Source organism: Mesorhizobium sp. J428 (assembly GCF_024699925.1).
GTDB lineage: Bacteria > Pseudomonadota > Alphaproteobacteria > Rhizobiales > Rhizobiaceae > Mesorhizobium_A.
In genome coordinates, this window is record NZ_JAJOMX010000001.1 from 4,705,905 (window position 1) to 4,729,197 (window position 23,293).

Genomic DNA, 23,293 nt, shown 5'->3' on the forward strand with positions numbered 1-23,293 from the left:
GGACGCTACTTACGCGGGACGCTACGCTTACGCAGCCTTCTTGGTGTAGAGGGCCGAAATCTCGGACTGGATGGTCTTGGCGCCGTCAACGGCAGCCACGCGGGCGGCCTCGGCGGCTTCGCGGGCGCGCTCGAAGTTCGAGCGGGCGCTGTCGCGGACATATTCGACCTGGATCTGCGCCGCTTCGTTGAGCGACTTGGCGGAGGCGACCTTCTCGACCGTGGCGAGCGCATGGCGGACATTGGCGAGCGAGGCTTCGACCAGGCCGCGCGTGAAATCGGCATAGCCGCTGACGAGCGAGGTCGCGAAGGTCTCGGCGCGATGCGTGGCGCTCTTGACGTCTTCGTGCAGGTTTTCCGCGCGCTCCTGCGCGTCGGTTGCCATGCGCTTGACGAAGTCGCGCGCGGCGGCGGGAACTTCCATTTTCGACTGAACGGTTTCGACGGCTTCGGAAAGCGCGGACATGGCGTCCTGGGCGACGGAAGCGGTGTTGGTGGCCTTGGCCATGATTTTCTCCATCCTCATAACGGGAGCAACGGTTCGCCTCGTTCACCATGACCCGAGGCTTAGCCGGCATATAGGTCGGCCATTGTGCATTGCAACATAAGATTTGTGTGCACTGCAAAAAATACCGTGATTGCAGCGCATGCCGCAGGGCAGGGGTGGCGCGCATGGCCGCGGACGCCTAGATCACGGCGGACGAGCCGGATCGCATTCCATGCAGGACATCGCCAGCACCCCTCCGCTCTCCGCGCCCGACGCGGCGAAACTGGCCGCGCTGCGGCGGATGAAGGCGCTCGCGACGGGCATGCTCGTGCTGTGCCTGATCGTGTTCCTCTTGGCGCGCAGCTTCGAGGCGTCGGTTCCGGCACTCGCCTTCGTGGCGGCCTTCACGGAGGCGGCGATGATCGGCGGGCTGGCCGACTGGTATGCGGTCGTGGCGTTGTTCCGGCGGCCGCTCGGCCTGCCGATCCCGCACACGGCCATCATCCCGTCGAACCAAGAGCGCATCGCCGACAATCTCGGCCATTTCATCGAGCAGAACTTCCTCGCGCCCGAACCGGTGAGCCGCAAGCTGCGCGAGGTGGACTTCGCCGCCCTGGTGGCGGACTGGCTGGCGGAGCCGGAGCGCGCGGCAAGCCTGTCGCGCTTCGTGGCGCGGCTCGTGCCGCAGGCGGTGACGGCAATCGAGGGCTCTGGCCTGAGGGAGTTCGTGGCGCAGCGCGTCACCGAGCAGATCGAGAAGGTGCAGGTGGCGCCGCTGGCGGCGGAGCTGTTGACCGCCTTCACCGACGAGCGGCGGCACCAGCGGCTGCTCGACGAGATCGTCAAGGTGCTGGCGCGCTTCCTCAACGACCAGGAGGCGCTCGACGCGCTGCGCGACAGGATCCGAGACGAGCTTCCCTCGCTGGCGAAGCTGTTCCGGGCGGACGCCTATCTCCTGAAGAAGATCGTGGCTTCGGCCGGCGCGCTGCTGGACGAGGTGAAGACCGATCCGGACCATCCGATGCGGGCCGAATTCGACCGCTTCGTCGAAGGGTTCGTCGAGAAGCTCAGGACGTCGAAGGCCTATGCGAAGCGGGCCGAGACGCTGAAGCGCGACTTCCTCGCCCGGCCGGAACTCCGCGACCTTGCGGGGGACATGTGGCAGGGATTTCTGCCGTTCATCGAACAGGATGCCCGCTCCGAAACCTCGATGATCCGCCGCCACATGGCGTCGCTCTTCGTCGATGTCGGCCGCCAGCTTGCGGCCGACCCCGCGATCCGCGCCGACATGAACGCCGGCTTCGTCGTGGCGCTGTCCTCCTTCGTGGAGAGCCAGAAGAGCGGCGTGTCGCGCTTCATCGCCGACCAGGTGAAAGGCTGGGACCTCGGCCAGCTCACCCGGCTGATCGAGATCAATGTCGGGCGCGACCTGCAGTTCATCCGCTTCAACGGCATGCTGGTGGGCGGACTGGCGGGGTTGGCGCTGCATGTCGGCGAGCTGCTGATCTTCGGCAATTGACCTTCCCCGGCCATGGCCTAATCTGGCCCGGCGCGGCACGGCATGCGAGGCCGCGAGACGGGAGGACGAGATGGCGAAAAAGACCGAGAACGGGTCGTTCATCGACATGTTCAAGAGCTTCGGCGAGGAGCTGAAGATGCCGAGCGTCGATGTCGACAAGATCATAGAGCACCACCGCAAGAACCTGGAGACGCTGGAGAAGACCGCCAGGGCCGCGACCGCGGGTGCGTCGAGCCTGATGGAGAAGCAGCGCCGCATCCTCGAGGAGACGCTGCGCGAGGTGAGCGACATGGCGCAGGATTTCCGCGCCTCCGGCGGCCCGCAGGAGCTGATGAGCAAGCAGGCGGATTTCGCCAGGCGCTCGTTCGAGACCGCGGTCAAGAACGCCAGCGAGATGGCCGATGTGGTGCGTAAATCTTCCACCGAGACGATCGAGATCCTGCGCGACCGCATCAAGGAGGCGATGGAGGAGATCCGCGAGGGGATGGAGCGGAAGAAGTAGGCCGGTCCTGATCAGAGGGAAGCCATGACTTCGCCGTCGCCCGGCCGCTTGCGGCAGATGCAGATTTACGTGCCCGGCGTGGGCGGGGCGAGGCCGTTGGTGCCGGTGGCGCCCGATGCTCTGGAGGCGAAGGCCGCGGCGGCCATGAGCCCGGACGCGGCCGCCTACATCATTGGCGGCGCGGGTATGGAATCCACGATGCGCGCCAACCGCGCCGCCTTCGAGCGCCACCGCTTCGTGCCGCGGGTGCTGAACGACGTCTCGACGCGCGATCTGTCGGTCGAGCTGTTCGGGCGCAGGCATGCCGCGCCCGTTCTGCTCGCGCCGATCGGCGTTCTCGAAATGGTGCATCCGCAGGCCGATCTTGCGGTGGCGCGAGCGGCGGCAGCCGAAGGGATCGGCTACGTCTTTTCCAATCAGGCCTCGGTTGCGATGGAGAAGACGGCGGCCGCGATGGGGGCGGCACCTCGCTGGTTCCAGCTCTACTGGTCGAGCGACGACGCCTTCGTGCAGTCGCTCGTCGGCCGCGCCGAAGCCTGCGGCTGCGAGGCGATCGTGGTGACGCTCGACACGACGCTGCTCGGCTGGAGCCCGCGCGACCTCGACAAGGCCTCGCTGCCGTTCCTGAAGGGGCAGGGCCTGGCGCAGTATCTCTCCGACCCGGTGTTCCGCGCCGCGATCCCCGCGAAGCCGCCCGAGACCGGTGTAAAGCCCAAGGGACTGGGGGTGATCGAGGCGCTGCTGAGCCTGCGCCGCAAGGGCAAGGCGTTCGACCTGTCGATCGGCCAGGTGCGCGCGGCGGTCGGGCATTTCGTGGCGACCTATTCGCGGCCCGACCTGACCTGGGCTGACCTCGCGCGGCTCAGACAGATGACGAAGCTGCCGATCCTGCTCAAGGGTGTGCGCCATGCCGACGACGCCAAGCTGGCGAAGGAGCATGGCTTAGACGGCCTTGTAGTCTCGAACCATGGCGGGCGGCAGGTGGACGGCGAGATCGCGACGCTCGACGCCCTGCCTGGCATAGTGGCCGCGGCGGGCGGAATGCCGGTGCTGTTGGATTCGGGCATCCGCTCGGGCGGGGACGTCGCTAAGGCATTGGCGCTGGGCGCCCGCGCAGTCCTGCTCGGCCGGCCCTATGTCTACGGCCTCGCGCTGGCCGGGGAGGCGGGCGTGGGCGAGGTGATTCGCAACGTCGTCGCCGAGCTCGACTTGACGCTCGCGCTGATCGGCAGGACGCACGCGGCGGAGCTCGGCCCGGACTGCCTCGAATAGGCCGCGTCTCATTCACTGACATGAAAGAACGCCGGCCGCTTTGCAGAACGGCCTGAGGGGTCTAGATGCCTGCGGGCTGATGAAGCTTACAGGAGAGTCTGCATGGCGAAGGTGACATTCGACGGCCTCAAGGGCATGGTCGGGCAGGAACTCGGCGTGTCGTCCTGGGTGACGGTCGACCAGAAGATGATCGACGCCTTCGCCGATACGACCAACGACCACCAGTGGATCCATGTCGATGTCGAGCGGGCCCGGCGCGAGGCGCCGACGAAGTCGACCATCGCGCATGGCTACCTGACGCTGTCGCTGATTGCCGCGCTGTCCTACGAGATCGACGCCACCCCCGAAGGAACGACGGCCGCCTTCAACTACGGTCTCGACAAGGTGCGCTTCATCAATCCGGTCAAGGCAGGGTCCCGCGTGCGCCTGCGCTCGACGCTCGTCTCCTTCGAGGAGAAATCGCCGGGCCAGTTCCTGATGAAGACGAACAGCACGGTGGAGATCGAGAGCGAACAGAAACCGGCCCTGATCGCCGAGACGCTGGTTTTGTTCGTGAGGGAAAGCGTGGCCGCGCAGGGCTGACAGCGCGTCCGCGGACGAGGGCGACGGAAGCAATAGCTGATCGTGCACGCCGGCCGTGGTCGATGCGACCGGCATGGCTTGCTCACGAGTCAGGAAAGTCCCGTGCATGCGGCGCGCCTATCCATCGTGCTGCCGGATCACCTTCAGGAACGCGTCGCCATAGCGCTCGAGCTTGGACTGGCCGACGCCGGAAATGCCGAGCAGTGCGTCGCGGCTCGTCGGACGCTCGGTGGCGAAGGCGACCAGCGTCGTGTCCGGAAAGACGACATAGGGCGGCACCGCTAGCTCCTTCGCGATCGCAAGGCGCGCGGCGCGGAGCGCCTCGAAGAGCTCCATGTCTGCCCCTTCCAGCGTCGATCTGGCGTTGGTCGAGCGCGGCGAGGCGCCTCTCGACGCCTTTGCCGTGGTCGGGCGATCCTTGCGGAAGCGCACCTCGCGTTCGCGCCGGAACACGGGCCGTGCTTCCGGCTCCAGCTTCAGCGCGCCGAAGGCGCCATGATCGACGCTGACGAGGCCGGCGGCGAGGAGCTGGCGGTAGACCGACTGCCAGGTCTTGGCGGGAATCTCCTTGCCGGCGCCGAAGACCGGCATGTCGGCATGGCCGAAGCGGACGGTCTTCTCGTTGCGGTTGCCCATGAGCACGTCGATCAGGTGTCCGGCGCCGAAGCGCTCGCCGGTGCGGTAGATCGCAGCCATTGCCTTGATGGCGGCCTCCGTCCCGTCCCAGGTCTCGACCGGCCTGAGGCACGTGTCGCAATTGCCGCAGCCGCCCCTGTGCGCTTCGCCGAAATGGGCGAGGATCGCCTGCCGGCGGCAGCCGGGCGTCTCGCAGATGGCGAGCAGGGCATCGAGCTTGGCGCGCTCGACGCGCTTGATGTCGTCTCCGGCGGTTCCCTCGTCGATCATCCGGCGGCGCTGGATGACATCCGCCATGCCGTAGGTCATCCAGGCGTCGGACGGCAGCCCGTCGCGGCCGGCGCGGCCCGTCTCCTGGTAATAGGCCTCGACGGAGCCCGGAATATCGAGATGGGCGACGTAGCGCACGTTCGGCTTGTCGATGCCCATGCCGAAGGCGACGGTGGCGACCAGGCACAGGTCCTCCTGGCGGAGAAAGGCGTCCTGGTTGGCGTCGCGGACGGCGCGGTCCATGCCCGCATGATAGGGCAGGGCGCGGATGCCCTGTCCGCTCAGCCATTCGGCTGTGTCCTCGACCTTGGCGCGCGACAGGCAGTAGACGATGCCGCTCGAGCCCTTATGGCGGGACAGGAAGCGCAGGAGCTGCTGGCGCGGCTGGTCGCGCTCGACAATCTCATAGGCGATGTTCGGTCGGTCGAACGAGGTGGTGAACACCTCGGCGGAGCGCAGCTCCAGCCTGTCGATGATGTCCTCGCGGGTGTGCGGATCGGCCGTCGCCGTCAGCGCCATGCGCGGCACGCCGGGATACTGCGCGGCGAGTTGGCCAAGCTCGCGATATTCCGGCCGGAAATCGTGACCCCACTGCGACACGCAATGCGCCTCGTCGATGGCGAAGAGCGCAATCCGGGCGTTGCCGATCAGCTCCTTGAAAGCCGGCGTGACGATGCGCTCCGGCGTAACGTAGAGAAGGTCGAGCTCGTCCCTGGCGATCGAGCGGCGCACCTCGATATATTCGTCGCGCGTCAGCGAGGAATTGAGGGCTGCGGCGCGCACGCCGAGCTGCTTCAGCGCCTCGACCTGGTCGCGCATCAGCGCAATCAGCGGCGACACGACGATGCCGACGCCCGACCGGCACAGTGCCGGGATCTGGAAGCACAGCGATTTTCCCGCACCCGTGGGGAACAGCACGACCGCATCGCCGCCCGCCACGACCCGCTCGACGACGGCCGCCTGCTTGCCGCGGAACGAGGCATAGCCATAGACCCGCTTCAGCACGCCGAGCGGATTTTCCGTCCCTTCGCTGCCAAACAACGGATCGATACGGCCTTGGACCTGCGGCATGGAATCGCTTTCGTAAGGACCCGCTTATTGCACAGGCCCACCACGGTCGCGAGCTTTGGGGCGATGGTCTTGCCTACGGCAAGCGCAACGACAACATTCTCACCATATGGGCTATGGCCTTGTGGGCTGCGTCGATCGCTGCGAAGACGTGACAAAACCTGAAACGGATCATATTTGCCTTCCATGCAAGCGAAATTCGCCATCGCCCCGATGATGGATTGGACGGATCGGCATTGCCGGTTCCTCCATCGTCAACTGACGCGCCATGCGCTGCTCTACACGGAGATGGTGGTGGCAGACGCGGTGATCCATGGCGAAAGGCAGCGGCTGCTCGGGTTTGATGCGGCCGAGCATCCGGTGGCGCTGCAGCTCGGTGGGTCGGACCCGCAGAAGCTGGCGGAGGCGGCGCGGATCGGGGCGGGGTTCGGCTACGACGAGATCAACCTCAACTGCGGCTGTCCGTCGGACCGGGTCCAGTCGGGCAGGTTCGGCGCCTGCCTGATGCGGACGCCGGGGCTGGTCGCCGAGGGAGTGGCCGCGATGAAGCAGGCGGTCGACGTGCCGGTGACGGTGAAATGCCGCATCGGCGTCGACGAGCAGGACACGGAGGTCGCGCTCGACGCGATGGCCGACGCGGTGTTCGCCGCCGGCGCCGACGCGCTGTGGGTGCATGCACGCAAGGCCTGGCTGGAGGGTCTGAGTCCAAAGGAGAACCGCGACATCCCGCCGCTCGACTATGGCCGCGTCTATCGGCTCAAGCAGAAATATCCGAACCGGTTCATCGGCATAAACGGTGGAATTCACTCGCTGGATGAGGCTGAAGCGCATCTTGCCCATGTCGACGGCGTGATGCTCGGCCGCGCGGCCTATCATACGCCGGACATCCTTGCGGAGGTGGATGCGCGCTTCTACGGCGAGCCGGCGCGCATGTTCGATCCGGAGGCAGTGATCGAGGCGGTGGCGGAATATGCCGCGCGGCACATCGAGGCCGGCGGCAAGCTCGGCCAGGTGACGCGCCACATGGTGGGGCTGTTCCATGGCCGGAAGGGCGCGCGCCGCTTCCGCCAGATCCTGTCGACCGAGGCGACGCGGCCGGGCGCGGGGCCGGACGTGATCCGCCGCGCCTATGCGGCCATCGAGGGCGAGGCGGGCCGCGAGGCCGCCTGACACTGGCGTCAGTCGATCAGCACCATGCGGTCGCCGCGCACGTCGTAGCCCGACAGCGAGTTGAGGAAGCTCATGCCGAGCAGGCTGGTGTCCAGCACGCCGGGCTGCGCCACGAGCATGACCTGCCTTTGCCTGACGATGTTGCCGACGCGGATCTCGTCGGCGGTGACGCGGGCGGCGCGCGTCATGCCGTTGGCCGTCGAGATCGGGATATCGAAGGACAGCGCGCCGACGTCGAAGCCGGCACTGGCCGCGTCGGCGCTGGTGAGCACCGTGGTCGTGGCCCCGGTGTCGACGAGGAAGCGCACGCTCCTGCCGTCGACCTCGGCGCGCGCCTGGAAATGGCCGTCGCCCTGTTTGTCGAGGAGCACGGTGCGGCTGCCGTCCGATGCCGTCATCGAGATCGGGCTGCCGGGAATGAGGCCAGCGGTCAGCCGGCTGCCGATGTCCTGCAGCTCGTAGCGGAACTGGTAGACGGCGATGAAGGCGACGATGATGACCAGCCACATGGCGAGGCTGCGCCCCACCGTGCCGATCGGGATGCCCGACCCGAGGATGCCGGACGCCACCACTGCGCCGAAGATGCCGAGATAGAGCAGGCGGCCGAAATCCTGGTCGGCCATGTCGAAGGCTTGTCCGGACCCGCCGAAGACGAGGAAGATCAGGCCGGCCGCCATGACGGCTGCGATGAACCACCAGAAGCGGTCCATGTCAGAGGCCTTCCGCCCGCTCGCGCGCCATGCGGCCGCGCCGGGTTTCGCGCCGGGGACGCCGCTCGACCGTCTCGAGCCGTGCGGGAAGCTCGGCCATCACGGCGCGGCGCGTTTGCGGCGTCATGGTGAGCCACGCGCTGATCTCTTCGCGCGTGCGACCGCATCCGAAGCAATAGCCGGTCTTCATGTCGATCGAGCAGACCAGGATGCAGGGGGATTCGATGGCGTCCAAGGCGTCGTCCTGTGCGGTTGACAAGGATGTGGGCCAATCGACCGGTCGATGCAAGGCCTCGAAGGGCTTATGCCTTCGGCCTCATTGTGCTGCGGCGGTCGACGCGTTAGAGCGCGCCATTCGAACAATTTGGGCCCGCTCATGTCCACCGAACATCCGCTCGACGATTTCCGCGCGCTGCTGCAGCGCATGCCTACGCTGGACACGCAGGCGGGGGCCGCAGCACGCCAATTGTTCGAGACGCAAGGGGCGGGCGCGAGCCGCCTCGCCGACGTCGCGGCGTTGATCGCCAGCGTCACGGGTGCCCGGCCGTCGGTGAGCCGGCCGTCGCTGGCTCTGTTCGCTGGCGCGCACGGGATTGCCCGCCACGCTATTTCGTCGCGGCGGATGGATGCAACGCTTGCGACCGTCGCCGCCTGCGGCTCGGGCGACGCGCCGGTCAGCCATCTCTGCGCGGCGAACATGATCGGGCTCAAGGTCTACGACCTGGCGCTGCATCTGCCGACTGGGGATATTTCGACGGCGCCGGCGATGGACGAGCGCAACGCGGCGGCTACCATGGCCTTCGGCATGGAGGCGATCGCCGGCGGGGCCGACTGCGTGCTGGTCGGTTCGATCGCCTCGACCGGCGACGAGACGGTCGCGGCGGCGCTGTTCTGCGCCTTCCACGGCGGCGATCCGGGCGAATGGCTGCCGGACGACGACCATGCGCAACGCCGCGCCGAACTGGTGGCGGCAGCGCTCGGGACCGATCATGCGGCGCTCGGCGATCCGCTGGCGGCGCTGGCGGCGCTCGGCGGGCGCGAATTCGCTGCCATGGCCGGCGCGATCCTGGCCGCTCGCGTCGAAAAGGTGCCGGTGATCCTGGACGGGGTGACGGCGCTCGCGGCGGCCTCGGCGCTGTGGGCCGCCGATCCCGCCGCCATCGCGCATTGCCTGCTGGCGGATGCGCCTGCGGGTGTGGGGCAGCGTGCGGCGGGACGGCTGAGGCTCGTGCCGCTGCTCGGCGAAGGACTGGCGGCGGGCGAGGGGACGGCGGCGGCGCTGGCGACGGCCACCGTCCGTGATGCGCTCGCGCTGCATGCTGGGTTTGCGGCGCAGGCGCGCGCGGCGCATCATCACCATCACTGAACGGGAATCAGGCGGCGCGGGAATCCCGGCGTCCGCCCTGCGCCGTCGGCACGGCCGGCAGGTTTTCCATCACGCGTGACCGCGGGAAGATGGCGATCGCCTCGGTGCCTTCGCGGATCTTCGAGCGCAGGTCGAACTCGCCGCCATGCATGGCGACGAGACCCTGGACGATCGGCAGGCCGAGCCCGGTTCCCTGCTCGGCGCTCTTGATGGCGATCGCGCCCTGGCCAAAGGCCGCGAGCACGACCGGGATCTCCTCGGGCGGAATGCCGGGACCGTTGTCCCTGACCGAGAGATACTGGCCGCCACCGGCGGTCCAGCCCACCTTGACCTGGATCTCGCCGCCGGTCGGCGTGAACTTGACCGCGTTGGAGAGCAGGTTCAGGGCGACCTGGCGCACCGCCCGTTCGTCCGCGAATAGCCGCGGCAGGCCCTGCTCGAACTGCTGGACGATGCGGATGTTCTTGGCGCGGGCCCTCAGTTCCATCATGTGGCAGCACTCTTCGGCCGTCTCGGCGAGATAGAGCGGCTCTTCATGCAGCCGGTAGCGCCCGGCCTCGATGCGCGAGAGGTCGAGGATCTCGTTGATCAGATTGAGCAGATGCTGGCCCGACGCATGGATGTCGTTGGCGTAGTCGCGGTAGGTGGCATTGCCGATGGGGCCGAGCACTTCGCTCCCCATCACCTCGGAGAAGCCGAGGATGGCGTTGAGCGGGGTGCGCAGCTCGTGGCTCATCGACGCAAGGAAGCGCGACTTGGCGAGGTTGGCGTCCTCGGCGCGCCGGCGCGCCTCGTCGGACATGGATTTCGCCGTCTCCAGCTCGGCGATCAGGTAGTCCTTCTCGGTGCGGAAGGACAGGAATGCCAGCGCCGACTGGTTGAGATGGGTGGAGACGTACATGAAGAAGGGCAGTGCCGCGAAGACGAGGCCGGCCATCAGCACCTCCACCGGCTCGCGGTAATCGATGGCAAAGGCGGCGAAGGCGAGCACCGGAAACGTGAAGGTGGCGACGAGGGCGCCGCGCAGCGCATAGGCGAGTATCGCCGTCGCCGACAGAGCGAGCAGCAGCACCACCGCCTTGACCACCGGCAGCGGCTGGATCTGGCAGGCGTCGCAGTGCAGCGTGGCGAAATAGGCCCAGCCTAGGCCGGAGACGACATGCGCGGCGAGAAAGAGGCGGCGGGTCTTCTCGGCGTCGATCGCCTGCGCCTCGCTGCGATCCGTCCGGCGGGCGACGACGGCGAGCGCGGCGTAGCAGGAAACCGTAATCAGCGCCCAGACGAGGATGTCGACGCCGAGCCCGATGAAGATACCGGCGAGCGCGATCGCCATGACGAGCAGCGGGATAGCGGTGGCGCCGTTCAGCGTTGCCCGGGCATGGTGCTTAAGCAACTCACGGTCGAAAACGGGATTGCCGGACTTCTGCGCCAGCTGGTCGCGCGTCTTGCGCACCGCGCGCGCGACCTCGCTGTTGCGGTGCGCCTTCGTGCGGTCCACAATATTCTTGTCTGCCGTCGTCGAACGGGTAAGCGCCATAAGGTGCCGGAATTTCAGGTCTCTGATGCCAAAGGGAAAATTACTTCCGAATGATTAAGAGACCCTTCCCGAAATGAGACGCATGCAGGGCGGTGGGCGATATCGGCCGCGCAGGGCAACCTACAGGCGAAGCACAGGCCGCCGCTATGCCGAATATGCGCTGACATTCGCGCTGTTCATGGCGCTCGCGGTGGTCGCGGCGCGCATTGACCGGACGCAGACCGTGCGCCCGGAGGGCAGGGCGCTCGTCAACGACGGCGACACGATCACGCTGGCCGGCGAGAGGATCAGGCTGCGCGGCATCGATGCGCCGGAATACGACCAGACCTGCACGCGGGCAGGCACCCCCTACCCGTGCGGGCGCCAATCGCGGCGCGAGCTCGAACGACTGGTCGCCGGGCGCGCGGTCACCTGCGAGGGCTGGGAACGGGACAAATACGACCGGCTGCTCGCGGTCTGCCGCGCCGGTGACGTCGATCTCAACCGGCGGCTCGTGGAGGAAGGCTGGGCGGTCGCCTATGGCGACTATGCCGATGCCGAACGAACCGCGCGCGCCGCCGCCAGGGGCATCTGGGCCGGTGAATTCGACCGGCCGCGCGCCTGGCGCGAGCTGAAGGGCGGTGTCGCCGAGGCGGAGCACAGCGCCGTCCAGACGATTTTCAACTGGATGAGGCAGGTGCTCGGCTGGTAAGTCGAGCGGGTATCGATGCTCGGGAGGAATGAAATGAAGCTCTACGACGGCGGGCGCGCGCCCAATCCGCGCCGCGTGCGCATCTATCTGGCGGAAAAGGGGCTTTCCGTGCCGCTCGAGTCGATCGACATGGGCGCGCTGGGCCACAAGTCCGAGCCCGTCGCCTCGCGCAACCCATTGAGACGCCTGCCGGTGCTGGAGCTGGACGACGGAACGATCCTGACCGAATCGATCGCGATCTGCCGCTATTTCGAGGAACTGCATCCCGAGCCGCCGCTGTTCGGCATCGGCGCGCTCGGCAAGGCGCGCGTCGAGATGTGGCAGCGACGGATGGAACTGAACTTCCTCTCGGTGGTTGCGAATGCCTTCCGCCACATCCATCCGGCGATGAAGGAGTGGGAGATCCCGCAGATCCCGGAATGGGGCGAGGCGAACAAGCCGAAAGCGCTGGAATTCATGCAGCTTCTGGACCGGGAACTCGCATCGCGCGAATTCGCCGCGGGCGACGAGTATACGGTCGCGGACATCACCGGGCTGGTGTCGATGGACTTCCTGAAGCCCGCGCGCATTACAGTGCCGGACGAGTTCACCCATGTGAAGCGCTGGTATGCGGCGATCTCGGCGCGACCGAGCGCTGGTGCGTGACATGGACCAGAGGCTGCAGGCGCTGGCGCTCGACGCCCGCGCATGCCGCATCTGCCGCGACACGCCGCTCGGCAGGCCGCTGCCGCACGAGCCGCGCCCGGTGCTCTGGCCGTCCTCGACGGCGCACATCCTGATCGCGGGCCAGGCGCCGGGCACGAAGGTCCATGCCAGCGGCATTCCCTTCGACGACCGCTCCGGCGACAGGCTGCGCGACTGGCTCGGCGTGACGCGGGACGAGTTCTATGACAGTGACCGGTTTGCGATCCTGCCGATGGGCTTCTGCTTTCCGGGGCAAGACGCCAAGGGCGGTGACCTGCCGCCGCGCCGCGAATGCGCGCCCGCATGGCGCCGGCCGCTGATGGACCTGATGCCGCAGATCGATCTCGTGCTGGCGATCGGCATCTATGCACAAGCCTGGCATATGGGAGAACAGCGCAGCGCCAGCCTGACCGAAACCGTGGCGCGCTGGCGCGAGATTTTCGAGGCGAATGTCGCGCCGCGCGTCCTGCCGCTGCCGCATCCGTCATGGCGCAACACCGGGTGGCTGAAGCGCAACCCTTGGTTCGAAACCGGTCTCCTGCCGCGTCTCAAAGAGGAAGTGGCGGCAAGAGTCTGACCGTTGGAATTCCATTCTCACATTCGCGGCTGGTCGGGTATGGTTTTGCCTTGAAAAGACATTCCTGAATCTGGCATTTGAAAGAAAAAACTTGCCGGAGAATCCCGATGGACCGCCTCGACCGGAAAATACTTCGCCTCCTCCAGGAGGATTCAACTCTCGCCGTCGCCGACGTCGCGAAGAAGGTCGGTCTGTCCACCACGCCCTGCTGGCGCCGCATCCAGAAGCTGGAGGAGGAAGGCGTGATCCGCCGCCGGGTTGCGATCCTTGACCCGGTCAAGGTGAATGCGCGGGTGACGGTGTTCATCTCCATCCGCACCTCCTCGCACAGCCTCGAATGGCTGAAGCGCTTCTCGGAAGTGGTGCAGGAGTTTCCGGAAGTGGTCGAGTTCTACCGCATGAGCGGCGACGTCGACTACCTGATCCGGGTCGTGGTGCCCGACATCGCCGCCTATGACGCCTTTTACAAGCGGCTGATCGCCAAGATCGAAATCCGCGACGTGTCGTCGTCCTTCGCAATGGAACAGATCAAGTATACGACCGAGCTTCCGCTCGACTATATGGTGCTCGACAAGGAATCGGCAAACAGCTGATCTGCCAGGGGCTTAGCCGGATTTCTTCCTGCGGCTTTTTTCGCGTCTGGCGATGCCGGTCAGCGTCTTTTCAGCGGTCAGCTCGCGGATCGTATCCTTGCCGTTCCAGCGCGCCGTCTTGTCGGGCGATTCCGCCAGTCGGCGAGCGGTTTCGAGCGCGGCTGCGTTGAGCACCATCGAGTCCTTGCCGATCGAGCGCAGCGCCCAGTTGACCGCCTTACGGACGAAATTGCGCGGGTCGGTGGCGTAGCGCTCGATGAGCGGGAGATAGGAGAGGAAGGTCTCGTCCGGCTCCTTCTTCCGGTGTACCACCGACCAGGCCATCATCGCGAAGGCCGTGCGGCGGACGAATTCGCGCTCGTCCGCGGCGAATTCGTCGATGAGCGCGCGCCACGCGTCGCTGTCGACGAACAGGTCAGAGACGCCGTCGACGATGTCCCAGGAATCGAACTCCGCCGCCCAGGCCCGCGCGTCATCGGCGGTGAAGCGCTTCGGGTCGGCGGTGATCGAGGCGATGAAACGCGCCTCGACGATGCCGCTCGCCCAGAGTTCGAAGGCGCGTTCGTGGTTCCTGCCGATCAGCTTGCCGATGCGACGCTGCTCGCCATGCGAAATGCCAAGCGCCCGGTCGATCCTGATGCCGTAGCGCTTCATGCCCTGCCGGTTCTCTTCCGATCCGAGGGTCCTGAGATGCGCGATGACCTCCTGCGCGGTCGAGCCTTTCGACAGGTCGGCCATCAACGCTCCAGTCGCGCGAGCAGCGAGGACGTGTCCCAGCGACGTCCGCCCATCTGCTGCACGTCCTTGTAGAACTGGTCGACGAGGGCGGTGACGGGCAGTTTCGCGCCGTTGCGGTCGGCCTCGTCCAGCACGATGCCGAGATCCTTGCGCATCCAGTCGACCGCGAAGCCAAAATCGTATTTGCCGGCATTCATGGTCTTGTGGCGGTTCTCCATCTGCCACGAGCCCGCCGCGCCCTTGGAGATGACGTCGACGACCTTCTCGATGTCGAGCCCGGCCTTGCGGCCGAAATGGATGCCTTCCGCCAGGCCCTGCACGAGGCCCGCGATACAGATCTGGTTGATCATCTTGGTGAGCTGTCCGGCGCCTGCCGGCCCCATCAGGCCGACCATCTTGGCGAAAGCCGAGATCACCGGCTTCGCCGTCTCGAAGACCTTTGCATCGCCGCCGACCATGACGGTGAGCTGGCCGTTTTCCGCGCCTGCCTGACCGCCCGAGACCGGGGCATCAAGGGCGGCGAAGCCCCGCGCCGCCGCCGCCTCGGCCAGTTCCCGCGCGATCTCCGCGGAAGCGGTCGTGTTGTCGACGAAGATCGCGCCCTTCTTCATGGTGCCGAACGCGCCGTCCGCGCCGAGCGTCACCTGCCTGAGGTCGTCGTCGTTGCCGACGCAGGCGAAGACGAAGTCCTTGCCCTCGGCGGCGGCCGCCGGGGTCGGCGCGAAGGCTCCGCCATGTTCGGTCACCCATTTCTCGGCCTTGGCCGTGGTGCGATTGTAGACGGTGACGTCATGACCGCCGCGGTTTTTCAGATGCGCCGCCATGGGATAGCCCATGACGCCAAGTCCCAGAAACGCGATGCTGGCCATGTCAAATTCTCCTGCAGTCTTCTTAATGTCGCGCGTCAGCGCCTGAGGTGGCGCGTGATGCGCCTTTCGATCAGCTCGACGACATTGCGCAGCAGCTCGACGATCGCAAGATAGATGATCGCCGCCCAGATGTAGGTCTGGAAATCGAAGCTGCGCGAATAGGCGAGCCGGGTGACGCCCATCAGGTCGTAGACGGTGATGATGGCGACGATCGCCGAACCCTTGATCATCAGGATCAGCTCGTTGCCGTAAGGGCGCAACGCGACGATGAGCGCCTGCGGCAGGATCACCATTCTCAGCGTCTGCCATTTCGACAGGCCGAGCGAGGCCGCACCTTCCCATTGCCCCTTTCCGACGCTCTCAATCGCGCCACGCAGGATTTCCGCCTGGTACGCGGCGGTGTTGAGCGTGAAGGCGAACACGGCACAGTACCAGGCCTCGCGGAAAAAGCTCCAGAGACCAACCATCTCGAGCTGGGGCCGGAACGTGCCGAGGCCGTAATAGATCAGGAATGTCTGCGCGAGCAGCGGCGTGCCGCGGAAGAAATAGACATAAGCATAGGCGATTGCCGACAGAACGCGGTTCTTCGACATCCGCATCGCCGTCACCGGGATCGACAGCAGCACGCCGAGCACCGTGGAGACGCCCACGAGAAGCAGCGTGACGCCGAGGCCGGAGATGTAGTTGGGGGCGTAGCGCTGGAACAGCGCCGGATCCCAGGCGGTCACCAGATAGGCGACGAGGGCGAGCCCCAGAAGGATCCAGCCTGACACAAGCGCATAGCCTACGATGCGCGTGCCCGGCCAGCCGCGCTCGACGGGCGGCGGCAGATTCAGCGTGTCGGCCTTCGACAGGGCGCTCATCGGCGCGTTCCCGACTGGCTGACCGAGCGTTCGACCGCGTTGATGCCGAAGGAGGAGATGATCGCGAGCACCAGGTAAATCAGACAGGCGACGCCGAAGAACAGGAAGGGCTCGCGGGTGACGCGGGCGGCGACGCCGCTCTGGCGCAGGATGTCTGACAGGCCGATCGCCGATACGAGCGCGGTGTCCTTGAGCAGGATGAGCCAGAGATTGGCGAGGCCTGGCAGGGCGATCCGCACCAGCTGCGGCAGGATCACCAGCCGCATGGTCTGGTAGCCGGTGAGCCCGATGGCGAAGCCGCCCTCGTATTGGCCGCGCGGGATGGCGCGGAAGGCGGACAGGAAGACCTCGCTGGCATAGGAGGAGAAGACGACGCCGAGCGCCACCATGCCGGAGACGAAGCTGTTGACCTCGATCGTCGCCGCCGGGTCGATGATGCGGACGAGGCTCTGCAGCAGCGTCTGCACGCCGTAATAGACGAGGAAGAGCGTCAGGAGCTCGGGCAAACCGCGGAAGATCGTGGTGTAGACGTTGCCGGCGAGCCTGAGCGAGGGTTCGTCCGACTGCTTGGCGAGCGCCACCACGAAACCGATGGCGAGCCCGACCGGAAGCGTCGCGAGCGCGAGCGAGACGGTGATGAAGACGCCATAGGCGATGTCGTCGAGCCAGCCCTGCGGCCCCCAGCTCAGCAGCGTCCAGACACTCTGCATCAGCGTGTGCGCTTCATCCGTTGACGGGAAAGCAGGAGGGGATGCGACGGCGGAAAGCCTCCGCCGCCGCGCCCGGCATCAGGCAGCTCAGCCGCCGTAGACGTCGAAGGTGAAGTACTTGTCGTTGATTTCCTTGTACTTCCCGTTCTTGCGGATCGCGTCGATGGCAGCGTTGAACTTTTCGGCCAGCGCCGTCTCGCCCTTGCGGACGGCGATGCCCGCGCCCTCGCCATGAATTTCGGGCACGGGGGTGATCATGCCGACAATCTTGCAGCAGGCGCCGTCAGTTGTCTTCAGCCATTCCTCGAGCACGGAGACGTCATCGGTAACTGCGTCGAGACGGCCGTTGGCGATGTCGAGCAGGAATTCCTGGCTGGTCGGATAACCCTTCAGCGTGGTGTCCGTATAGGTCTTCTCGGCATAGTTGTAATGCGTGGTCGACGTCGCCGCGCCGAGGGTCTTGCCGGCCAGATCTTCCTTGGTCACGCCCTTGATGTCCGTGTCCTTCGGCGCGACGATCGCGGAGGGGGTGTTGTAGTATTTGTGGGTGAAGTCGACCTTCTGCTTGCGCTCGTCGGTGATCGACATCGAGGCGATGATCGCGTCGAACTTGCCGGCCTGCAGCGCCGGGATGATGCCGTCCCAGTCCTGCGTGACGAATTCGCACTTGACCTTCATCTCCTCGCAGAGCGCGTTGGCGATGTCGATGTCGAAGCCCTCGAGCTTGCCGTCTGAGGTCAGGTTGTTGAAGGGCGGGTAGGCACCCTCGGTCCCGATCCGCAGGGTCTCCTGCGCGTTGGCCGCTCCCAGGCCGAACGCAAACGCGGCGACGGTCAGACCGAGCGCCAGACGCTTCGTGATACGCATGTTCATCCTCTTTCTTTGTCGTTGCCGCCCCGCACGCGAGGCGGTGTCGTGCGGGTCGCTTTGCCCGCAAACTGGTCGATATTCCCACTATTCTCGCGCGGATTGCAATCGCAAAACCGCCCTGCAGCATGCCATGCGCGGCACGGATCAGGCCGTGGGGGGAGGGCGCAGTGCCATGCGGGCGATGACGAAATCGGCGATGGCCGGGACGTCATCGATGTCGAAGACCGGAAGCTGTTCGCCCGGCTGGGGCACGTCGGCGGCGACGGCGACGATCGCGGGATCGTCGGGCGAGAGAGGGGACGTGTCCTTTGCGCCCAGCCGGCGCGTCTCGATCTTCAGGTGCGCTTCGCGCTTGTAGCCTTCGACCAGAACGAGGTCGCAAGGGGCAAGCCGTGCCAGGATCTGCGCGAGCGGCGGCTCGTCCTCACCGCGCAACTCGTGCATCAGCGCCCAGCGCCCGTGCGAGACGATCGCCACCTCGTGCGCGCCGGCCGCCCGATGGCGAAAGGAATCTGTGCCTTCCTTGTCGATGTCGAAGGAATGGTGGGCGTGCTTCACCGTCGAGATGCGATAGCCGCGCTCCGTGAGCTCGGCGACGAGCCGCTCGGTGAGCGTGGTCTTGCCGGAGTTCTTCCAGCCGGTGATGCCGAACACCTTCGCGTTCATTCCGCCGATTCCAGCAGGCTTTCCGCCCTTGCGAGCTCTTCCGGCGTGTTGACGTTGAAGAACGGGTCGAACGGGACGGCCGGAAAGTCGATCGCGACATAGCCGGCCGCCTCGGCGAAATCCAGCACCCTGCGCGAGGTTCCCGCCTCAAGAAACGCCCCCAGCGTGTTCCGCAAGGATAACGGCCACAGCGCGCAGGTGGGGTGAAGCCGTCCCTCCGAGCGTGCAACGGCAACGCCCGCGCCGACTTCGCTCAGCCTGCTCACGAAATCGGCCGGCAGGAAGGGCGTGTCGACGGAGGCGGTGGCGACGTGGGTGATGCCCACGACGCCGTCGGCCCAGCACAGGCCGGCGTGAAGGCCGGCGAGGGGACCGGGAAAGCCGGCGAACCGATCGGGAAGTATCGGGTTTGCACCCGCGACTTCGTCCAACCCGACATTCGAATTGACCGCTAGCGCATGCACCTGCGGCGCGAGCCGCGCCATCAGCCGGGCGAGCAGCGTCTGTCCGCCGAGCTCGACCAGAGCCTTGTTGCGCCCGCCCATGCGAGACGACCGTCCTCCGGCGAGGATGACGCCCGCGATCATGGCCGTGAGGCGCCGCCGGCGCGCGATACCAGCATGATGAACGAGCTCGCCGCGATCGAGGCGATCGCCGAGAAGAGCATGATCGCGAGCAGCGGATAGACGCCCGTCTCCGGCGACAGGAACAGGCCGGGCAGAGCGGAGAGCGCCGCGCCGCCGCCGATCTGCATGGCGCCACCGAGGCCCGAGGCCGATCCGGCAAGGCTCGGCTTGACGCTGACGACACCCGAATTCGCGCTCGGAAGCGTGAAGCCGTTCCCGGCGGTCGCAAAGGCAGCCGGGACGAAGAGTGCGAGCGGATCGGCCACGCCGGACGCGAACAGCACGATGGCGATGAGCACCGCGACGCCCGAGATGATGTTTCCGGCGAGCATCATCCTGTTGATCCCGACGCGGGCGGTGTAGCGGCCCGCGATGAAATTGCCGACCATGTATCCGAGGCCGAGGCAAGCGAAATAGAAACCGTATGTGGACGGCGACATTCCGAAAAGAACCGAAGAGACGTAGGGCGCGCCGCCGAGGAAGGTGAAGAACGAGCCCGACGTGAAGGCGGCCGTGAGTGCGTAGCCCCAGAACAGCCGCGAGCGCAGCAGTTCGGGATAGGCGCGGAACTGCGCGCCGAGACTCGCCGAGGGATTTCTGTTGGTCTCGCCGAGATCGAAAAAGATGATCGCGAAGGACAGGATCCCGAAAGCGAGCGTCAGCCCGAAGGTAGCCTGCCAGCCGTAGAGTTCGTCAAGCACGCCGCCGATGGCAGGCCCGATCATCGGCACGAGCGTCATGCCCATGGTGATGTAGCCGATTCGACTCGCGGCAAGGTTGGCGCTGACCGTGTCCCGCACGATCGCGCGCGACAGCACCATGCCCGCCGCCGCAAAGGCCTGGAAAACCCTGCACGCCAAGAGGAACTCGATCGACGGAGCGAATATCGCTGCAAGCGTGGCCATGATGAAGATCGCGAAGGAGGCGAGCATCACCGGCCGCCGGCCGAACCGGTCGGAAGCCGGCCCGACCAGAAGCTGCAGCACCGCGGTGGAGGCAAGGTGCAGCGAGACGGTGAGCTGGACCAGTCCGTAATCCGCTTCGAAATAACGCGCCATGGCCGGCAGGGACGGCAGGAAGACGTTGAGCGCCAGTGCGCCCGCCGACGTCGCGACGACGAGAGTCGTGACGTGCGGCGCGGTCCGGCGGTTGAGATAGGCTCGCGACACTAGAGGCCGTCCGGTCCCATGGCGGGCGAAGTGCTCTCCGCGCCCGGGCGACGTCCCACGACACGTTCGCGGTAGAGCATATAGAGGCCGGAGCCGACGATGACGGTGGAGCCGACGATCATGGCGAGGTCCGGGACGTCCGCGAACACCAGATAGCCGAGGAGAATTGCCCAGAGGAGAGCCGTGTAGCGGAATGGCGCAACGAAGGAGATGTCGCCGACCCGCAGGGACAGGATGATGAACTGGTAGCCGACGACCAGGAGCGCCGCGGCAAGCGCGAGCATCGCAAAGGTGCCGTACGACACCGGCGCCCAGCCGCCCATCGGAACGACGAGCAGGCCGCCTGTCACAGTGACCACCACCGCCGTCGCGGTGGAGACGAGGAAGGACGATATTTCCTGCGGGATGCGTTTGGTGGCTATATCGCGGATGGCGCAGAAGAATACGCAGGCCAGCGCCCACAGCGAATAGACGCTGAACCCTTCTAGGCCAGGCCGGACAATGATCAGCACGCCGCCGAAGCCGGCCGCGATCGAAAGCCAGCGCCGCCAGCCGACCGGCTCGCCGAGAACCATCGCCGCCCCCATCGTCACGGCAAGCGGCAGAGCCTGGAGGACGGCCGAGACATTGGCGATCGGCAGGTGGCTCAGCGCCACCAGGAAGCAGGAGGTGGCCAGGGCTTCGCCCATGACGCGGACGGCGACCATCGGATGGAACGCCTGTCCGATCCGCCGCAGCGCGCCGCGATGCCAAGCGATCAGGCCGATCAGACAGCAGGCGAAGAGGCCTCGGATCAGCATGATCTGACCCGGGTTGATCGTCTCGGAGGACAGCTTGGTCAGTGTATCGTTCAGCGCAAAGCCGACCATCGAAATCGCCATGAACACGGCGCCGCGCAGATTGGGCGAGAGGGGCAAGGAGCGTTTCCGAATTCTGGCCAGCGAAGCAGCCTGTTTTCGGATCGGTGTAGCAGCCAGTCCGCAAATCGCAACCGATATGCGATGGTCCAGACGAAGGCCCCGGAACATCGCCCCGGGGCCACGGGGCGGGTGGTCCGGCCGTCAGTTGGCCGGCGTCAGCCTCTCGGTGCCCGTTCCGCCTTCGCCCTGGATGGTCCAAAGTCCTTCCATCGAGCCGTCGGCGTTGACCCTGTAGATGACGAGGCCGATGGAATCCCCGAGCACATAGGCAGCGGCGAAAGCGTTGTTATTGCGGCTGCAAATGCCGTGCGATTCCGTCGAGCCGGTAACCCAGTGGATCTCGCAGGTCGTGTCGCTGGTCAAAGTGATCTCGGCGATGCCCTCATAGGTGCTGCCGTTATGGTTGGTGCCTTCGACGGTGTACGAACCGCCGATGTCCTGCGCGTGCGCCAAGCCTGCCAGTCCGGCGAAGGCCAGGCCGAGTGCCAATGTCCTGAACATGTCGGAAAACTCCCCACGGACGACATTGTCCGCGGGCAAAGACAGTACGTAAGCGCGAAATCTCTGTAAATGCCGCAACGGAAATTTCGAGCAGATCGGCGGGGTGTCAGCCGCCGGTGACGCTCATGTGGCGCGATACCGCCGGGCGACGGGTGGCGCGGTCGATGACGAAGTCGTGGCCCTTGGGCTTGCGGCCGATCGCCTCGTCGATGGCGTTGGAGAGAAGCTCGTTGCCTTCCGAGGCGCGCAACGGCGCACGAAGGTCGGCCGCATCCTCCTGGCCGAGACACATGTAGAGCGTGCCGGTGCAGGTGATGCGGACGCGGTTGCAGCTCTCGCAGAAATTATGCGTCATCGGCGTGATGAAGCCGAGCTTTCCGCCGGTCTCGGCCACCTGGACATAGCGCGCCGGCCCGCCCGTCTTGAACGGGATGTCGGTCAGCGTGAACTCGCGCTCGAGATTGGCGCGCAGCAGCGACAGCGGCAGGTACTGGTCCGTGCGGTCGGCGTCGATCTCGCCCATTGGCATGGTCTCGATGACGGTCAGGTCCATGCCGCGGCCATGCGCCCAGTGCATCAGCTCCGGCAGTTCGCGGTCGTTGAAGTCCTTCAGCGCCACGGCATTGAGCTTGACATGGATGCCGGCGGCCTGCGCGGCGTCGATGCCTTCGAGCACTCGGTCGAGATTGCCCCAGCGGGTCACGGTGCGGAACTTGACCGGGTCGAGCGTGTCGACCGAGACGTTGATGCGCCTGACGCCGCAGTCCGCGAGTTCGGCGGCATGTTTCGCAAGCTGCGAGCCGTTCGTCGTCAGCGTCAGTTCCTCCAGTGCGCCGGAGGCGAGGTGGCGCGACAGCTGGCGCACGAGATGCATGATGTTCTTGCGCACCAGCGGCTCGCCGCCGGTCAGCCTTAGCTTCCGCACGCCCTTGTCGATGAAGACAGTGCACAGCCGGTCGAGTTCCTCGAGGCTCAGGAGATCCTTCTTGGGCAGAAAGGTCATGTCCTCGGCCATGCAATAGGTGCAGCGGAAATCGCAGCGATCCGTCACGGAGACGCGCAGATAGGTGATCGAACGCCCGAACGGGTCGATCATCGGCGAGGTGTGATGCTGCAAGTCCATACGGCGCTCATCTGGCTGCGGTACACGTCCGCCAGCATCATATAGCTATTCGACGTCTTCAAGGCCACAGTCAGTGACCTTTGGTCGAAGCCGCCATACCCTGCCACTTTCATTGGAGCGCGATGCGCTTTATTGCGGGGCGACATCGGAGGACCACCCATGACCGCCCCGACCGAACTGCGCGTGTCGAAGGACCGTCGGCTGATGACGGTGAGCTTTCCCGGGCACCAGGCCTTCGAGCTTCCGGCCGAGATGCTGCGGGTGCTGTCGCCTTCGGCCGAGGTGCAGGGCCATTCGCCGGAACAGCGCGTGACCGTGCCGTCCAAGCGCAACGTCGCCATCTCGAAGATCGAGCCGACGGGCAATTATGCCGTCAGGATCACCTTCGACGACGGCCATGATACCGGCATCTTCACCTGGGACTACCTGCATACGCTGGGCCATGAGAAGGCGGAGCGCTGGCAGGCCTATCTGGACGAGCTTGCCGCCAAGGGATTGACGCGCGACTGAGGCGCGGAGCGGTCATACGCCTGTCATGCAGCTGGCGAAGGAAGCCGGCCGGATGCAGGCGAAGG

At 66.2% G+C, this 23,293-nt stretch carries 27 protein-coding genes; 11 read left to right on the forward strand and 16 right to left on the reverse strand.

Annotated features, from left to right (window positions below):
* Positions 1 to 27 precede the first annotated feature (27 nt).
* A complete protein-coding gene (locus LRS09_RS23635; RefSeq protein ID WP_257809451.1) occupies positions 28 to 507 on the reverse strand; it encodes a phasin family protein in 480 nt (159 codons plus the stop codon).
* A gap of 211 nt (positions 508 to 718) precedes the next feature.
* On the opposite strand from LRS09_RS23635, the gene LRS09_RS23640 reads away from it, so the two are divergent.
* The 4 genes from LRS09_RS23640 to LRS09_RS23655 all read left to right on the forward strand — a co-directional run bounded on the left by LRS09_RS23640 (position 719) and on the right by LRS09_RS23655 (position 4,361).
* Entirely contained in the window at positions 719 to 2,005 is a 1,287-nt protein-coding gene (locus tag LRS09_RS23640) for a DUF445 domain-containing protein (protein WP_257809452.1), read from the forward strand.
* A 70-nt stretch (positions 2,006 to 2,075) separates the two neighbouring features.
* Positions 2,076 to 2,507 carry a phasin family protein gene (locus LRS09_RS23645; protein WP_257809453.1) on the forward strand — a complete coding sequence of 144 codons (432 nt, stop codon included), beginning with the start codon at positions 2,076 to 2,078 and terminating at the stop codon, positions 2,505 to 2,507.
* A 24-nt stretch (positions 2,508 to 2,531) separates the two neighbouring features.
* Positions 2,532 to 3,779, forward strand: a complete 1,248-nt coding sequence (locus LRS09_RS23650) for an alpha-hydroxy-acid oxidizing protein (protein WP_257809454.1) — start codon at positions 2,532 to 2,534, stop codon at positions 3,777 to 3,779.
* A 102-nt stretch (positions 3,780 to 3,881) separates the two neighbouring features.
* A complete protein-coding gene (locus tag LRS09_RS23655) occupies positions 3,882 to 4,361 on the forward strand; it encodes a MaoC family dehydratase (RefSeq protein WP_257809455.1) in 480 nt (159 codons plus the stop codon).
* A 117-nt stretch (positions 4,362 to 4,478) separates the two neighbouring features.
* Here the strand turns inward: LRS09_RS23655 and recQ are convergent, their stop codons facing one another.
* Positions 4,479 to 6,338, reverse strand: coding sequence for a DNA helicase RecQ (gene recQ, locus LRS09_RS23660; RefSeq protein ID WP_257809456.1), 1,860 nt, complete (start codon positions 6,336 to 6,338; stop codon positions 4,479 to 4,481).
* 183 nt (positions 6,339 to 6,521) lie between these two features.
* On the opposite strand from recQ, the gene dusA reads away from it, so the two are divergent.
* Positions 6,522 to 7,505, forward strand: a complete 984-nt coding sequence (dusA, locus tag LRS09_RS23665) for a tRNA dihydrouridine(20/20a) synthase DusA (protein ID WP_257809457.1) — start codon at positions 6,522 to 6,524, stop codon at positions 7,503 to 7,505.
* Positions 7,506 to 7,513: 8 nt separating this feature from the next.
* Here dusA and LRS09_RS23670 read toward each other — a convergent pair whose 3' ends face one another.
* Positions 7,514 to 8,215, reverse strand: a complete 702-nt coding sequence (locus tag LRS09_RS23670) for a TIGR02281 family clan AA aspartic protease (RefSeq protein ID WP_257809458.1) — start codon at positions 8,213 to 8,215, stop codon at positions 7,514 to 7,516.
* A gap of 1 nt (position 8,216) precedes the next feature.
* On the reverse strand, positions 8,217 to 8,450 hold the full coding sequence (locus LRS09_RS23675; RefSeq protein ID WP_257809460.1) for a DUF1289 domain-containing protein: 234 nt from the start codon (positions 8,448 to 8,450) through the stop codon (positions 8,217 to 8,219).
* Between the two features lie 141 nt (positions 8,451 to 8,591).
* Between LRS09_RS23675 and LRS09_RS23680 the strand changes: the two genes are divergently transcribed.
* On the forward strand, positions 8,592 to 9,581 hold the full coding sequence (locus tag LRS09_RS23680; RefSeq protein WP_257809465.1) for a nicotinate-nucleotide--dimethylbenzimidazole phosphoribosyltransferase: 990 nt from the start codon (positions 8,592 to 8,594) through the stop codon (positions 9,579 to 9,581).
* A 7-nt stretch (positions 9,582 to 9,588) separates the two neighbouring features.
* On the opposite strand, the gene LRS09_RS23685 is transcribed toward LRS09_RS23680, so the two are convergent.
* Positions 9,589 to 11,118, reverse strand: coding sequence for a HAMP domain-containing sensor histidine kinase (locus LRS09_RS23685; protein ID WP_257809466.1), 1,530 nt, complete (start codon positions 11,116 to 11,118; stop codon positions 9,589 to 9,591).
* A gap of 73 nt (positions 11,119 to 11,191) precedes the next feature.
* Between LRS09_RS23685 and LRS09_RS23690 the strand changes: the two genes are divergently transcribed.
* The 4 genes from LRS09_RS23690 to LRS09_RS23705 all read left to right on the forward strand — a co-directional run bounded on the left by LRS09_RS23690 (position 11,192) and on the right by LRS09_RS23705 (position 13,663).
* A complete protein-coding gene (locus LRS09_RS23690; protein ID WP_257809468.1) occupies positions 11,192 to 11,809 on the forward strand; it encodes a thermonuclease family protein in 618 nt (205 codons plus the stop codon).
* A gap of 33 nt (positions 11,810 to 11,842) precedes the next feature.
* On the forward strand, positions 11,843 to 12,454 hold the full coding sequence (locus LRS09_RS23695) for a glutathione S-transferase (protein WP_257809470.1): 612 nt from the start codon (positions 11,843 to 11,845) through the stop codon (positions 12,452 to 12,454).
* Between the two features lies 1 nt (position 12,455).
* On the forward strand, positions 12,456 to 13,070 hold the full coding sequence (locus LRS09_RS23700; protein ID WP_257809471.1) for a uracil-DNA glycosylase family protein: 615 nt from the start codon (positions 12,456 to 12,458) through the stop codon (positions 13,068 to 13,070).
* A gap of 107 nt (positions 13,071 to 13,177) precedes the next feature.
* A complete protein-coding gene (locus LRS09_RS23705; RefSeq protein WP_257809473.1) occupies positions 13,178 to 13,663 on the forward strand; it encodes an Lrp/AsnC family transcriptional regulator in 486 nt (161 codons plus the stop codon).
* A 12-nt stretch (positions 13,664 to 13,675) separates the two neighbouring features.
* Here LRS09_RS23705 and LRS09_RS23710 read toward each other — a convergent pair whose 3' ends face one another.
* The 11 genes from LRS09_RS23710 to moaA all read right to left on the reverse strand — a co-directional run bounded on the left by LRS09_RS23710 (position 13,676) and on the right by moaA (position 22,718).
* A complete protein-coding gene (locus LRS09_RS23710; protein ID WP_257809475.1) occupies positions 13,676 to 14,401 on the reverse strand; it encodes a DNA alkylation repair protein in 726 nt (241 codons plus the stop codon).
* On the reverse strand, positions 14,401 to 15,399 hold the full coding sequence (locus tag LRS09_RS23715; RefSeq protein ID WP_257810304.1) for an NAD(P)-dependent oxidoreductase: 999 nt from the start codon (positions 15,397 to 15,399) through the stop codon (positions 14,401 to 14,403). Before LRS09_RS23715 ends, LRS09_RS23710 begins: the two co-directional genes overlap by 1 nt.
* Positions 15,306 to 16,133, reverse strand: a complete 828-nt coding sequence (locus LRS09_RS23720) for an ABC transporter permease (protein WP_257809477.1) — start codon at positions 16,131 to 16,133, stop codon at positions 15,306 to 15,308. The genes LRS09_RS23715 and LRS09_RS23720 overlap by 94 nt, the downstream gene beginning before the upstream one ends.
* Positions 16,130 to 16,843: an ABC transporter permease gene (locus tag LRS09_RS23725; RefSeq protein WP_257809478.1), complete on the reverse strand. Its 714-nt coding sequence runs from the start codon at positions 16,841 to 16,843 to the stop codon at positions 16,130 to 16,132. The genes LRS09_RS23720 and LRS09_RS23725 overlap by 4 nt, the downstream gene beginning before the upstream one ends.
* An 87-nt stretch (positions 16,844 to 16,930) precedes the next feature.
* Positions 16,931 to 17,710: an ABC transporter substrate-binding protein gene (locus LRS09_RS23730; RefSeq protein ID WP_257809479.1), complete on the reverse strand. Its 780-nt coding sequence runs from the start codon at positions 17,708 to 17,710 to the stop codon at positions 16,931 to 16,933.
* Positions 17,711 to 17,857: 147 nt separating this feature from the next.
* A complete protein-coding gene (gene mobB, locus LRS09_RS23735; RefSeq protein WP_257809481.1) occupies positions 17,858 to 18,379 on the reverse strand; it encodes a molybdopterin-guanine dinucleotide biosynthesis protein B in 522 nt (173 codons plus the stop codon).
* Positions 18,376 to 18,966 carry a molybdenum cofactor guanylyltransferase MobA gene (mobA, locus tag LRS09_RS23740; RefSeq protein ID WP_257809482.1) on the reverse strand — a complete coding sequence of 197 codons (591 nt, stop codon included), beginning with the start codon at positions 18,964 to 18,966 and terminating at the stop codon, positions 18,376 to 18,378. Before mobA ends, mobB begins: the two co-directional genes overlap by 4 nt.
* Entirely contained in the window at positions 18,963 to 20,174 is a 1,212-nt protein-coding gene (locus LRS09_RS23745; protein WP_257809484.1) for a multidrug effflux MFS transporter, read from the reverse strand. The genes mobA and LRS09_RS23745 overlap by 4 nt, the downstream gene beginning before the upstream one ends.
* The gene (locus LRS09_RS23750; RefSeq protein ID WP_257809486.1) at positions 20,174 to 21,091 is read right to left on the reverse strand and encodes a DMT family transporter; all 918 of its coding nucleotides are present in this window, start codon (positions 21,089 to 21,091) and stop codon (positions 20,174 to 20,176) included. The genes LRS09_RS23745 and LRS09_RS23750 overlap by 1 nt, the downstream gene beginning before the upstream one ends.
* 144 nt (positions 21,092 to 21,235) lie before the next feature.
* Positions 21,236 to 21,595, reverse strand: a complete 360-nt coding sequence (locus tag LRS09_RS23755; RefSeq protein WP_257809487.1) for a hypothetical protein — start codon at positions 21,593 to 21,595, stop codon at positions 21,236 to 21,238.
* 106 nt (positions 21,596 to 21,701) lie between these two features.
* On the reverse strand, positions 21,702 to 22,718 hold the full coding sequence (gene moaA, locus LRS09_RS23760; RefSeq protein ID WP_257809488.1) for a GTP 3',8-cyclase MoaA: 1,017 nt from the start codon (positions 22,716 to 22,718) through the stop codon (positions 21,702 to 21,704).
* 159 nt (positions 22,719 to 22,877) lie between these two features.
* Between moaA and LRS09_RS23765 the strand changes: the two genes are divergently transcribed.
* Positions 22,878 to 23,228: a DUF971 domain-containing protein gene (locus tag LRS09_RS23765; RefSeq protein ID WP_257809489.1), complete on the forward strand. Its 351-nt coding sequence runs from the start codon at positions 22,878 to 22,880 to the stop codon at positions 23,226 to 23,228.
* Positions 23,229 to 23,293: the final 65 nt, after the last annotated feature.